The organism is Bremerella sp. JC817, assembly GCF_040718835.1.
In the GTDB taxonomy this organism is placed as follows: domain Bacteria; phylum Planctomycetota; class Planctomycetia; order Pirellulales; family Pirellulaceae; genus Bremerella.
Window position 1 is genome coordinate 638,309 of the sequence record NZ_JBFEFG010000274.1, and the last position, 12,926, is coordinate 651,234.

Here is a 12,926-nt window from a genome sequence, read left to right on the forward strand (position 1 = left end):
ATCGATCGGCTGAAACTATGAAGGGGACTGCTCATCCGTTTCCACTGTCGAGGAGGTCTTTTTCATCTGAGCTGAAAGCTCGCCGAGTTGATCGCGAACGGATGCCCCTACGCTGATCTCGTCGGCACGTTGCTCGAACTGCTGACGATTGCGTTGTCGCATCATCTGTTCGACCTGGGAGTCACGATGGCGACTATTCCACCAGACAAAGCCGACGATTCCAATGGCCACCACAAAAGTTCCAGCGATGCCGGCGTAGATTTCGGCCGAAGTAATTTCGCGTTGAAGCGAAGGCGCGGCCTGCCAATTGACATTTCGAGCGAGAAGTAGCGGCGCCGTCATGGTGCCCCCCTTCGCGGCGTAGACCCACTTCTTAAAGTAGACCGCCTGAAACGAAACCTTCTGATGGATTTCGTTCCCCACCGGGAAGCCTTCGGGCAAGTTCATGCAATATACCACCATCGGCGAAGAGTCCGCGCCAGAGAACAACCACATCTGCCACAAATTGCCTGCACGTTCATCCAATGGATTCGGCGGCAATTTCACACAGCGTCTTATAGTTCCACTGACCGTGACCAGCTTTCCGCGATAAAGATTCGACTGTTGGAACAACTGGCTGAACTGCGCTGGCGGAGCGTTTTCGGCCGAGAGGTCTTTCGCGTTCGCTTCCGTCAGACGATCGAAGATCTGAGCCCACGCATCGAAGTCAACCGAACGGAACGGGCTGCTGTCCTCGACGTTGGCCAACGCCTCGTCAGTGGCCCAGCGTTCCGTTTTGGCTTCGTTCTTCGCTTCCTCTTTCTTCGAGCCCAGCGTGTAGGGAGTCGCCGGCCGTCGATCTGCCACCATGCGGAACTCGCCCTCGGTGCCGTTATCGGCCGCGACGGCCCGGCGTGGAACGCGAATCTGCTCGGCGGGCACCGGCGTCAGTCCATCCCCAGACTGATCAGCGACCTCAGCATTGTCCGGGGCAATCCACTTCCAGGTTTGCGGGTCGGCCGCACGTGCCATGAGCATAATCACCAGCCCCAACGAGCCGACCAGCATCAGCAGACGAAGCTGCTCGCCCCGCGCAAAGTAATTCCGGGCCGGCTTACGAGGTGGTTTCGACGATGGTGGGTTGGAAGAGTACATGCGGGAATTATAGCGGACACCCAGACGGCTGCTTGATTTGGGCAAACGGAGCGACTTTAGGAACCATCCCGCCAAAAGGCGGAGTACGGTTTAAACAACGGATCAACGATCGTTTTTCTTAAATCTAAAGACCACCAAGAGATACAGCAACAACCGAAGCAGGAAATTAGCCTCCTACCAATCTCGCGGCCGTTTCCTGAACTCTATGGTATCATGGGTTTTATCTCGAAATACGCTCCTCTTAACGGGAATAATCCTGGCGACAGGCCACGAAGCGTTAGATAGGAGGAGTTGTTCGACGGGCTCTGCCTGGCTCCGGTCTCGCAGATTTACCTCTTTCAGTTCTTCCCTCGGAGGGTGCGTTGGCTCTTTCTGCCGAGCAGTTTCACCGATTGGTTGACCAGCATGGTCCCACGCTCTACCGCGTGGCGTTCCGCTTGATGGGCAACCGGCACGATGCTGAAGACGTCGTTCAAGACGCCTTTCGATCGGTATGGGACAGCCGAGATCGATTCGACGCCACCAAAGGAGAGCGGGCCTGGCTGATCGCCATCTTACGTCGACGCGTTGTTGACCGATGGCGGCGAAAGAAGCAGCCGATGCCTCTTTCCGATCACGACGAAACCACGCCCGAGTTGGAAGCGCCGCAAGAGCCCGAACAAGGCTTCAGCGACGAGATGCAGGCCGCCCTGCAAAGCCTGTCGAGCGAACTTCGCGAGGCCATCTTGTTGGTGGTCGTGGGTGAACTGACCCACCAGGAGGCAGCCGACCTGCTGGAAGTCCCTCTCGGTACGATCCTTTCCCGCGTGAGTCGCGCCCGAAAAAAACTGCACCAAGAGTTATCAACCCGATCTCCCTCCTGAAGCGACAATTGCTTCGGCTTGATCGGGTTTCCCTTGAATAACGTATCGAACGATATCCTGACACTGTGAATCCATCCGACCACGAATTCGAACTCGAGCGACAACTGCGAGAGGTGCCTGTCCCAGGCGATCTCGTAGCTCGGCTCCAGCGCATTCCCGAAGCTGCGGAAATCGACGCAGCGTTGGATGCCCAGCTTTCGGCGGTCGAAATCCCCGATAACCTGGTGCCTCAGTTGCATCAGATCGCCGGCACTCCCGTCTTGGTCACACGCAGTATTCGCGAACGCAGCGGTGCTCAGCGGCAGCCAAGTATTGCCTGGGCAGTTGCCATGTGGGCTTCTGCGGCCGCGATTCTCGTTGCCTTTGGTATTGGCTGGACGCTGCAAATGCAGCAGAACGACGGCCTCGCCAAGAATGACGTCACGACCGATCCGGTTGCCAATCATCTGGCTCTTGCGACTCCGACGGAATCGCAACTGGAATTAGAATGGCTCGGGCTTACCAACGATGAAGTTGCCCAAAGCGTATCGGACCCGAACCTGACCGAATTGGCGGAAGCGAATCTGCTTGCTCCTTCGCTCTCGCAAGTTAGCTTGCCGGCGTCGCTCGCTTCGCCTCCACAATCGGTGAACATCCACTCGCTTTCAGAAGAACTTCCGCACGACCTGCTCGCGAACACATTTCTAATGCGTTGGCAGCCACTCGGTGCGAACCCCGCCGTGGCTTCGTCGTTTGGTTTGCCTCAGATGATCTTGCCCAATAGTTCGCCGGTCACCTACTTCCCCGAAACCAAGCAGTACGATCGCGACTTCCTCCTTCGCGAGGCAAGCCACCCCTTTACTTCCCCGCAAGATCCGGCCGTTCGGGCGACGAAAGTTGCCGTGACGACCTCGCAGGAAAGCTTCGAGAACGTTGTCTTCTCGGAACGTCCCTGGTCGCCAGAATTGCTCGAAAATGCTCGCACCGAAGAATGGCTATCGGCGACCGGCAAGTTCTATGTCCCTGGTCAGCCAGGCAAAGTGGAACTTCGTACCGCCGCCGGTCCCGCCGTATTCGCTCGTGCTGGAACGCAGCTTCTGCAAGTGGGTGTCGTGGGTGGCTCGGCCGATCCGAAAGATCGCTCGCCAGTCCATCTGACGATTGCCATCACACCGCCAGAGAACGAAGAGCATGCCTTGCGGACCTGGATGCCGGTCAAGATTGCCCTGCGCGAAACGATCGAAAATCTGCAACCGCACGACACACTCACCCTGGTGGTGATGTCGGAGTTTCCTTACGCCTTGATTGAAGACGCGACGCTCGACCATCGCGATCAATGGTTCGCCGCGCTCGACCAGATCGAGCCAGGCCAAACCTCGAATCTCGCCGAAGGGATTCGCTTCGCCGCGGCAACTTCGCTGACAAAGCCAGGCTTTGGTGACATTCGTCGCCCGCTGATCGTGCTTTCCGATCGCTTCCCATCGCTCGATCAGGCCACCAATCGCCAGTTACGTCCGCTGATCGAGAACGCCTCGCAGCAAGGCATCGACTTCGCCTGGATCCAACTTGAAAACGAGAACTATTCGTCGATCCTCCCTCCCCCGGCAGCGCTGGATGGAATGGGCCGATGGCTGGTGACGAACTCGCTGCGTCGCTTGAACCGCTTCCTGGATCAACAAGTGCATGGGGCTTCGACCTTGCTCGGAACCGATGCCGAAGTCACTGTCAAATGGAACGAGAAATCGGTCGGGCAGTATCGCCTGATCGGATATCAGCCAGTTGGTGGCGATTTTGTGGCCACTTCGCATACGCGGGAAATCCACGCGGGCGAGAGCGCGACCTTGTTGTTTGAACTAGTCTTACCGGAAGACGGCCCGAACGATGTCGCCACGATCGACTTGACCTGGCACGACACCGACGGAAAGCTTCAGAAGGCGAGCCAGAAGGTCAGCCGGCTGCAATTCGCCTCGTCGTGGCAGGCTACCCCCATGTCGCTGCAAGCCGCACAACTGACCGAGCAATGTCTGGCATTGCACCAGAATTCGTACTTTTCGCGTCGCCGTGGCAACACGACCGACGAGTTAGAAAATTGGACTTCATCGTTGAATCCCGCTTTTAAGCAACATGCGAGCTTTCCTCGTCTGGAACTCCTGTTGCCTGGGCTGCCTGATTAGATCACGATGAAAGTTCGCCCATGAACGGCCAGTCTTGAAGCGTCAACGCTGAGCCGATAATTTGAAACAAAGGAACATCACCTCTTCCCCCATCTCTTCTTTAAGGTGTTTGTGCCGGCCTGATCTCATTTGTCAGCCCATGCACAGACATGGACAATCAACCTTTTCGCCCCAACATTCCAGCGTGCCCCACAGGTACCGGTTTATTCCGAGAAGTCCTTGTCCAGGTGGAGGATTCGCCTTGTCTCAGAGGATGAAATCGATGCGGATGATTAAGCAGCTTTTTCTCACTTCCGGCCTGTTGATGGCCATGGCCCCGGTCGTTCATGCGGCCGAACCGTTCGACGAGTTCTTCAACGGATTGTTGGATCGCGGTTTTCAGGAGCAGGCCATTTGGTACATCGACTCGATGGCCAAGTCGCCGAGCCTGCCGGAAGACATCCGCAAGACGCTCGACTATCGTAAGGCAATCGCCGAGATCGAAGCCGCGCGCCAAAGCCCGAACCTCGATGCTCGCGAAGCGATGCTCAGTTCGGCGGCCGCCAACCTGGCCAAGTTCCTGAAAGACAACCCCGAAAGCGATCGCGTCATCGACGCCACGATCCAGCGCGGTAACGTTCTTTCCGATCAGGCTCGTCTGGCCGAAGCGCGTGCTCGTCGCCAAGAGAAGCCAGAAGACAAAGAACCTTACCTCGTCTCGGCTCGCAAGAACTACGACGAAGCTCGCAAGGTTTACGAAGCGGCCAACACCAAGATCCGCGATACGCTGAACTCGCTGGGCAAAGTGCTTGATCCATCCAAGGATGCCAAGAAGATCGAGTTCCGCGACGAGATGCGGGCCTCGTACATTCAAACCCAGTTGCTCGCGTCAAACTGCCTCTTCGAGATGGCTAAGACGCTGCCGGAGAAAGATCCGAACCGCAAGAAGCAACTCGAGCAAGCCGCCAAAGAATTCGGCGAGACCTACAGCAAGTACAAGACCCGACTGGCTGGTCTGTATGCCCGTCTCTACGAAGGCCAGGCTCAGCAAGCCTTGGGCAAGAACAAAGAAGCCATCGCGATCTACAAAGACGACTTGTTCCTGCTGGGTGATCAGCCGGAACAGTTCCGTCAGGTGAAGCTGAAGGGTGCCATCGGCCTGGCGGAAATCTGGATGGGCCAAGACGAACCGGGTAAGGTTATCAGCGATCTGGCTCCTTGGTTGAGCCAGCAGCAACTTCGTCCGAATCAACAACGTGCCGAAGACTGGCTGCAGATGAAACTGATCGTTGCCAAGGCCTACAAGAAAGACGCCGATGGTCGCGACAACAAAGATAAGGCTCGTGGCGATAACCGCCGCGAAGCGTTGAAACTGGCAGTCGATGTCTCAAAATTCCCCAGCGACTACCAGAAGGAAGCCTTGGAACTGCGAACCGCTCTGCAAGGCGAAGACGCGGTCGTTCAAGAGATTCCGGAACCAAAGACCTTCCAGGAAGCGGTCACCGCCGGTCGCGATCTGATCACCGAAGCTAACGCTCAAAGCTTCGCCGTGAACAAGATGAAAGAAGACTTGGCCAAGACGAAAGACAAAGCTGCCAAGGACGAACTGACTTCGCAGATCGAAACGGAAGAACAAACGATTCAACAGTCGTTCAGCAAGGCCAATGCCTACTTCCAGAAAGCATTGTTGCTGGCGGATCGCGATGTTCCTTCGGACGAAGTGAACGGGGTCCACTACTTCCTGTCGTTCCTCGGTTTCCAGGATGCCGATTACTGGGACACTTACACCCGGGCAACCTTCGTCGCGAAGCGTTATCCGAACAGCCCAAGTGCCAAGCCATGCTCGAAGATGGCGTTGGCATGTGCCCTGCGATTGTTTGAATCGGCCCCTGCCGACAACCGAGCATTTGAGTTGGGTCTGGTGGAAGACACCACCGACTTCATGGTGAAGACCTGGCCCGATTCGGAAGAAGCAGGTCAGGCTCTGCTGGCTCTCATCGGTTTCCAACTGCAACAAGCGGGCTCGAAAGAGCTGAGCTGGGAACAGCAAAAAGCAATGTTGGCCGCCGCGGAAGAATCGGTCTCCAAGATCGGTGACGGAACCGCTGCCAAGGCAGATGCCCAGTTGAAAGTTGGTCAGACTTACTGGAACTTGTTCCTTAACGGCAATGCCCTCCGTCGTCAGGCGAAGGCCGATCCGCAGTTGATGGGTGTGCCAACCGAAGAGCAGTTGGCTGAGATCAAAAAGAAGACGGAAGACATCCTGTCGTCCGGTGTGAGCAGCTACCAGGGTGGCGAAGCCGATTATGCCTATGTGCTGGGTGCGTTGTCGCTGGCTCAGGTCTACACCGACGTCGGTCAACCGGAGAAAGCGATCGAACTGCTCGAAAAGCCGAAGGTTGGCTTGATGACGCTGATCGAATCGAAGAGCCCAGCGGTCGCCAAGCCTGGGATCGATCAGTTGATCTACAAGGCGGCCGTGCGAGCTTACATCTCGGCCCTGCCAACCACCAAAGATCCGGCCAAGACCGAGTCGTTGATGGCCAGCGCCGAGAAAGCCATGGCCCAGCTCAAGACGCTGGCCGGCAACGATGCCAACAGCCAAAAGCAGTTGGTCGCCATCTACATCTCGCTAGCGAACGACCTGAAGAGCCAACTCGATAACGCGGACCCAGCCACCAAGCTTTCGCTGGCAAAGGCCTTTGAACAGTTTCTGACGCGGGTCGGCGATTCCAGCACCGAGCCCAATGTACTGAACTGGGTTGGTGAAACGTTCTACAACCTCGGCCAAAGCTTCTCGGAAGATCCAAGCTTTACTGGGGACACCAAGCCGTTCTATACCCAAGCAATTGCCGCCTACAACAAGATCCTAGATCAGTCCGCTAAGGGCTCGATCAATCCTGCGATGATCCAACAGGTGCGTGTCCGCGTCGCGATGGCTCAGCGTGAAATCGGCGAATACGACAAAGCGATCGCCACCTTCACCGACGTGCTGAAGGAAAGCAACATGATGGTCAACGTTCAGGTCGAAGCGGCCAAGACGTTCTATCTGTGGGGCCTCAACGGCGGTGACTCGAAGGCGTTCTACCAGTCGCTGATGGGTGCCGAACAAGATCCGGAAACCAAGCGGAATGTCATCTGGGGTTGGGGACGCCTGCAATCGCTGCTGGCTCGCTACGCCCAGGCCGGTGCCGATCCATCGCCATTCCGCGATACCTTCTTCGAATCGCGATACTACCTGGCCGAGTGCCGTTATCAGTTCGCCTTGGCTCAAACGAGCGATGACAAGAAGAAGCAGTATCTGGCCGCGGCTGCCAAAGACATCTATTCGACCCAGTCGTTCGACAAGTCACTGGGTGGTGAAGTGTGGTTCAAGAAGTTCGATACGCTAATGCGTAAGATCCAGAAAGACCTGACCGGCGAAGCCAAGGGACTCGAAAAATAGTCTGATAGAGCCGCCGTTTCACCCCAACCTTTTCCCGATCAAAATCGATCTATTCGAGGAGCAATAAACATGCGTCAAATTCTTTTCCAGGCAGTCGCCATGGCCCTTGTCGCCGGCAGCCCCGTGCTGGCCGACTCGGTTCGTACGGAAAGCGGTTCGCAGACCGGCACGATCGTCAGCTCGACCAAAGATGCCGTGCAACTGAACAAGGGTGGATCTCCGGTCGAGATTCCGACGAACGAGATTATCGAAATCGCGCTCGACGCGGAACCGTTCGACGTGAAGACCGCTCGCAAAATGGTTCAGAACGGCCAGTTCGCCGACGCCATCGAAAAGCTGCAGAACGCACAAGCAGGTAACAACGAACTGGTGAATCAGGAAATCGCTTTCCTGCGAGCCTATTCGATGGGCAAGCTGGCCCTGGCCGGTTCCGGCGATCGTGCCGCGGCCTCGAAGGCTCTGCTTGGCTTCGCCAGTGGTGCCACCAACAGCTTCCATTTCTACGACGTGGCCCGCATGCTAGGTGACATCGCCGTCAGCAGTGGCGACTACGCATCGGCTGCCAAGTACTACGGTGGTTTGGCCAACGCTCCCTGGCCAGATTACAAGATGTCGGCCCTCGTCCTGGAAGGTCGTGCACTCTTGGCCCAGGATAAAGGTGCCGACGCCGTAAAGCGTTTCGATCAGGTTCTCAGCACCAACGCATCGGTCGCCGGTGCCGCTCGCCAGAAGAACTTTGCTGCCGTCGGTAAGGCAAAGGCACTCGCTTCGTCGGGCGACGCCAAGCAAGGCATCGAACTGGCTCAGAAGGTCGTCGACAACGCCGATCCTCAAGACAAAGAACTGTTCGGCCGTGCTTACAACGCGTTGGGCCTGTGCTACTTGAAGTCGAACCAGCCGAAGGACGCCTTGCTGGCTTACCTGCACACTGACATCTTGTTCTATACCGATCCCGAAATTCACGCGGAAGCGTTGTATTACCTGACCAATCTCTGGAAGCAGATCAACGATCCCGATCGTGCGACCGATGCCCGAAACCTGCTGAATGACCGATATCCGGGCAGCACTTGGGCCAACAAGCAATAATTCTCGTTGGTGAGAACGATTAAATGGGTGAGTTTGACCGGAAACGCCGGCAAACTCACCGTGCGGATGCTTTTCGGGGTGAAATTACCCAATTAGAATACGAGTCATTCTAGTCGATTCACCTCTTTTCCTCGGCCTTCTCTTCCCTTTCTTTCCAGGGGAGGGCCAAGTGCGCATTCTTACACTCACTTCCAAAATCACAAACCTAGCTCAGCTATTCGCCAAAGTTTGGAGAACCCAATGTTGCGTCGACCTCATGCCTATTCCCTTTCCTTCTGCGTGGCCACCGTCGCATTGATGCTGGGTGTTTTTCTTTCCACGCAGTCGGTTACCGCCCAGGACGCAGGCGGAGACGCTGCTCCAGCAGCCGAGGCCCCTGCGGCAGACGCTCCGGCTGCTGCTCCGGCCGCCGGCAACGATCCTGCCCCACCAGAAGCCAAGAGCCTGTTCGCTTGGGTCTTCGAGGCCTTGAGCTATTACTTCTGGATCTTCATGTGCATCTCGATCATCTTCGTCGCCCTGTTGGTGATGAACATCATGAATGCCCGCCGCGAAAACGTCGTGCCGCTGGCATTGGTCGAAAGCTTTGAAGCCTGCCTGGAAGAAAACCAGGTCCAGGAAGCCTACGACATGGCCAAGGAAGACGAATCGTTCCTCGGCAAGGTGCTGTCGGCTGGCCTCGAAAAGGTTTCGCTCGGCTACGACAAGGCGATCGAAGCAATGCAGGAAGTGGGCGAAGAAGAGAACATGAAGCTCGATCACCGTTTGAGCTACCTCGCCCTCATCGGCACGCTGAGCCCAATGATCGGCCTGTTCGGCACGGTCGACGGTATGATTCGCTCGTTTAGCGTGATCGCCCAAAGTGGTTCGACTCCGGAAGCCTCGAAGCTGGCCAATGGTATTTCGACCGCTTTGTTCACCACGCTGGTCGGTCTGGCTTTGGCCATTCCAGCGATCGCCGCTTACAACATCCTTCGCAACCGAGTTGACCGTCTGGCCCTGGAAGTCGGTATCACCAGCGAAGGCCTGATGAGCCGTTTCCAAAACGTCGGCAAGTAAGTCCCGTTGTTTCCGTCCGATCTCTTCAGCGATAAGACATAGCGAATGAAGATCCATAAGAAAAAGCGGGAGATGCTCGAGGGGGACCTGACCCCGATGATCGACATGACGTTCCAGTTGATCGCCTTCTTTATGGTGCTGATCAACTTTACGCAGGCCGATCAAAACAAAGAGATTAAGCTCCCCGAAAGCGAACTCGCCAAGCCGCCGGAAGTACCGTTCGAGAACGCGATCACGTTGCAGATCTATAAGAATGGCAACGTGTATTTCGACGGCAACGACTTCACGCTCGATAGCCTGCGTCCGCGTCTGGTGGTCGAGAAGCAGATTGCGGACGAGTTCAAAGGGAAAGATGGCGGTGCCCAAAACGTGACCGTCATCATTCGTGGCGACTCGTTCGTCGAGACTGGCAAAGTGCAAGAGACCATCAAGCTTTGTCAGGATGTCGGCTTCGAGAAGTTCGCTTTGCGTGCCAAGGAAAAAGTCCCCTACTAAGGTGAACGGTTAGGTTCATGAAACTTCGCAAGAACGAAGTCCACGGACGAGAAAAGATCGATGTGCCGATGACACCGATGATCGACATCGTGTTTCAGCTCCTCGTCTTTTTCATCATGACGTTCAAAATCGTCGCGATGGAAGGTGACTTCAACATCAACATGCCGCAAGCGGCCCAAGGGGCACCTAGCACTAGTTTGCAGGTCCCTTTGAAACTGAAACTTCGCGCAGGCCCGAATGGTGCGTTGCAATCGGTGGCGTTGAACAACACCACCTTCGATGGCAACGTGCAGGAAAAGTTCGCCCAGTTGCAGGATGCCATCGTCCAGCAAATCGGCGTTTCCGACGGCCCTAGCTCGGCCCAGGAAGAATCGGAAATCGAAATCGATGCTGACTTCCAGTTGCATTATCACTATGTGATTCGTGCCATCACCGCGGTGACTGGCCGAGTCGACCCGAAGACTGGCGAAGTCCAGAAACTGGTCGAGAAGATCAAGTTCGCTCCCGGTGCCGGTGCTTAGTCACGGCGACCTGGTCAGCCCATCGATTCCAACCTGAAGTTCACGCTCGCGGATGAAACGCGGCGTGAACTTTTTTTAGGCGCGTCTGGTCGACGTGCGTGTAAATCTGCGTGGTCGCTATACTGGCATGCCCCAGTAACTCTTGGACCTGCCGAAGATCGGCTCCTCCCGCCAGCAGATGCGTGGCGAAGCTATGCCGCAAGGTATGCGGGCTGACATTCGGATCGATTCCGGCTCGCAGCGCGTACTTTTTGACCATCTCCCAAATCGCCTCGCGGCGAAGAGGTCGTCCAGTGCGAGTCAGAAAGAACGCCGGCGAACCAAAGCCTCGTTTGGCCAGTTTGGGACGCTCTTCTTTTAAATAGAGTTCGCACGCGGCAACCGCTTTTTCACCCAGCGGAACCAGCCGCTGCTTGTTCCCTTTTCCATGCAGCCGACAGAACTGCTCTTCCAGATGTATGTCGCTGGCATTCAGTCCAGCGATCTCTGACGCACGGCAGCCGCACGCGTACAACACTTCCAGAATCGCTCGATCGCGTCGCCAGTAAGGATCTTCACTCCACGGAGCGGTCAGGAAATTGTCGATCTGGTAAGGCGGGATGACGGAAGGAATCTTCTGCCACAGCTTCTGGCAACCTAGCAGTTCGGCCAGGTTGTCTTGCATCACCCCTTCCAACTGCAGATAGCGGAAGAAGACCTTCAGCGAGATGATATGCCGGGCCACCGAAGCGGGGGCCAGGTTTTGATCGTGCAGCCAGGCAACATAGTCCGAGAGTTCCGCGATGGTCAGCGTTGTCGGATTTTTGGGGCCGACCCATGTCCGAAATCGTCGAAGATCTCGCGTATAAGCCTGGATGGTGTTATTCGAGAGGTGACATTCGGTCGTCAAATAAGTGACCATCGACGCAATCAACCGCTCGGTTCGCTCCCCCTGAGGCTGAGGGAGCGGTCGCTTGAGTTTGAGCTTTAATTTTCGTTTCATCGAGAACCCAAGCTACTTTTGAATCAAAGGACAGAACCTGGCTTATTCTTGTTGTCGGCCTGAAATGCGGCCGAGCCGAGCTGGCAAACGAAGATTCCGGTCGTATTGATCGTAGGGGTTCGATTCGACAGAATCGTGGCACAGCCCGTGGTGTAGCGGACCTGCCACAACGTCAACGATTGAATTCAGCAAACATCGAGGAAGTGAAGATGCGAGTGCTAGTGGTTGGTGGAGCGGGCTACATTGGATCCCACACGGCCCGAAAATTGGCCGCAACCGGGCACGACGTCGTCGTCTACGACAATCTCTCGGCTGGCCATCGCGATGCCGTCTCGAAGCTTCCCCTGGTCGAAGGAGACCTCCTCGAAACGGACCGACTGACCGCGACCATGCAGCAGCACAAGATCGAAGCGGTCATCCACTTCGCCGCGTTCGCCCTGGTCGGCGAATCGGTCACCAATCCGGCGAAGTACTATCAGAACAATATCACTGGAACGCTCAGTCTGCTGGATGCCATGCGAGCGGCCGATGTGCCGCGGATTGTCTTTTCCAGCACCTGCGCGACGTATGGCATTCCCGCTTCGTCCCCGATCGATGAATCGTTCCCTCAGAGTCCGGTCAATCCTTATGGGTTCACGAAGCTCGCGATCGAGCACGCTTTGCAAGACTACGCCCATGCCTATGGCATGTCGTTCGCTGCCCTGCGATACTTCAACGCCGCCGGGGCTTCCCCGGATGGAGATATTGGCGAAGACCACACGCCCGAGTCACACTTGATTCCGCTGGTGCTGCAGGTTGCCTTAGGTCAGCGAAAATCGATCAGCATCTTCGGCGACGATTACCCCACCCCCGATAAGACCTGTATCCGCGACTACATCCATGTCGACGATCTCGCCGATGCGCACCTGGCGGCCATGGAGCAGATCACCCCAGGGAATTGCCTGAAACTGAACCTCGGCACCGGACGTGGTGTGAGCGTGCTGGAGATCATTGACGCGTGTCGCGATGTCACAGGGCACGAAATTCCAACCGAAATGGCGCCTCGACGCGAGGGGGATCCCCCTGCCCTGGTAGCCAATCCCACGCAAGCCCATACAATTCTCGGTTGGCAACCGCAGTACTTGGACGTTCGCGAGACGATTGAAACTGCCTGGCGTTGGCATCAGTCTCACCCCCATGGATACGCAAAATAACAGCCTCAGCGCAGGC

10 protein-coding genes are annotated in these 12,926 nt (G+C 56.4%); 8 read left to right on the forward strand and 2 right to left on the reverse strand.

Annotated features, from left to right (window positions below):
- Positions 1-15 precede the first annotated feature (15 nt).
- Entirely contained in the window at positions 16-1,134 is a 1,119-nt protein-coding gene (locus AB1L30_RS16820) for a hypothetical protein (RefSeq protein ID WP_367014571.1), read from the reverse strand.
- A 362-nt stretch (positions 1,135-1,496) separates the two neighbouring features.
- On the opposite strand from AB1L30_RS16820, the gene AB1L30_RS16825 reads away from it, so the two are divergent.
- The 7 genes from AB1L30_RS16825 to AB1L30_RS16855 all read left to right on the forward strand — a co-directional run bounded on the left by AB1L30_RS16825 (position 1,497) and on the right by AB1L30_RS16855 (position 10,735).
- Positions 1,497-1,997 carry an RNA polymerase sigma factor gene (locus AB1L30_RS16825; RefSeq protein ID WP_367014572.1) on the forward strand — a complete coding sequence of 167 codons (501 nt, stop codon included), beginning with the start codon at positions 1,497-1,499 and terminating at the stop codon, positions 1,995-1,997.
- Between the two features lie 65 nt (positions 1,998-2,062).
- Positions 2,063-4,150 (forward strand): hypothetical protein, encoded by a 2,088-nt coding sequence (locus AB1L30_RS16830; RefSeq protein WP_367014573.1) that lies wholly within the window; start codon positions 2,063-2,065, stop codon positions 4,148-4,150.
- 262 nt (positions 4,151-4,412) lie between these two features.
- Entirely contained in the window at positions 4,413-7,574 is a 3,162-nt protein-coding gene (locus AB1L30_RS16835) for a hypothetical protein (RefSeq protein WP_367014574.1), read from the forward strand.
- A 69-nt stretch (positions 7,575-7,643) separates the two neighbouring features.
- Positions 7,644-8,660 carry a hypothetical protein gene (locus tag AB1L30_RS16840; protein ID WP_367014575.1) on the forward strand — a complete coding sequence of 339 codons (1,017 nt, stop codon included), beginning with the start codon at positions 7,644-7,646 and terminating at the stop codon, positions 8,658-8,660.
- Between the two features lie 240 nt (positions 8,661-8,900).
- Positions 8,901-9,719, forward strand: a complete 819-nt coding sequence (locus AB1L30_RS16845; protein ID WP_345086740.1) for a MotA/TolQ/ExbB proton channel family protein — start codon at positions 8,901-8,903, stop codon at positions 9,717-9,719.
- Positions 9,720-9,764: 45 nt separating this feature from the next.
- Complete coding sequence (locus AB1L30_RS16850) at positions 9,765-10,214, forward strand: biopolymer transporter ExbD (protein ID WP_345086742.1); 450 nt, start codon at positions 9,765-9,767, stop codon at positions 10,212-10,214.
- Positions 10,215-10,231: 17 nt separating this feature from the next.
- Positions 10,232-10,735 (forward strand): biopolymer transporter ExbD, encoded by a 504-nt coding sequence (locus AB1L30_RS16855; protein ID WP_345086744.1) that lies wholly within the window; start codon positions 10,232-10,234, stop codon positions 10,733-10,735.
- A 40-nt stretch (positions 10,736-10,775) separates the two neighbouring features.
- Here the strand turns inward: AB1L30_RS16855 and xerD are convergent, their stop codons facing one another.
- Complete coding sequence (xerD, locus tag AB1L30_RS16860) at positions 10,776-11,717, reverse strand: site-specific tyrosine recombinase XerD (RefSeq protein ID WP_367014576.1); 942 nt, start codon at positions 11,715-11,717, stop codon at positions 10,776-10,778.
- Between the two features lie 209 nt (positions 11,718-11,926).
- On the opposite strand from xerD, the gene galE reads away from it, so the two are divergent.
- Complete coding sequence (gene galE / locus AB1L30_RS16865) at positions 11,927-12,910, forward strand: UDP-glucose 4-epimerase GalE (RefSeq protein WP_367014577.1); 984 nt, start codon at positions 11,927-11,929, stop codon at positions 12,908-12,910.
- The last annotated feature ends 16 nt before the right edge of the window (positions 12,911-12,926 follow it).

Excerpts from the sequence above, each read along its gene's own strand:
- AB1L30_RS16820 (WP_367014571.1), bottom strand. The coding sequence starts at position 1,134 with ATGTACTCTTCCAACCCACCATCGTCGAAACCACCTCGTAAGCCGGCC.
- AB1L30_RS16835 (WP_367014574.1), top strand. The coding sequence starts at position 4,413 with ATGCGGATGATTAAGCAGCTTTTTCTCACTTCCGGCCTGTTGATGGCC.
- AB1L30_RS16840 (WP_367014575.1), top strand. The coding sequence starts at position 7,644 with ATGCGTCAAATTCTTTTCCAGGCAGTCGCCATGGCCCTTGTCGCCGGC.
- AB1L30_RS16845 (WP_345086740.1), top strand. The coding sequence starts at position 8,901 with ATGTTGCGTCGACCTCATGCCTATTCCCTTTCCTTCTGCGTGGCCACC.
- AB1L30_RS16850 (WP_345086742.1), top strand. The coding sequence starts at position 9,765 with ATGAAGATCCATAAGAAAAAGCGGGAGATGCTCGAGGGGGACCTGACC.
- AB1L30_RS16855 (WP_345086744.1), top strand. The coding sequence starts at position 10,232 with ATGAAACTTCGCAAGAACGAAGTCCACGGACGAGAAAAGATCGATGTG.
- xerD (WP_367014576.1), bottom strand. The coding sequence starts at position 11,717 with ATGAAACGAAAATTAAAGCTCAAACTCAAGCGACCGCTCCCTCAGCCT.
- galE (WP_367014577.1), top strand. The coding sequence starts at position 11,927 with ATGCGAGTGCTAGTGGTTGGTGGAGCGGGCTACATTGGATCCCACACG.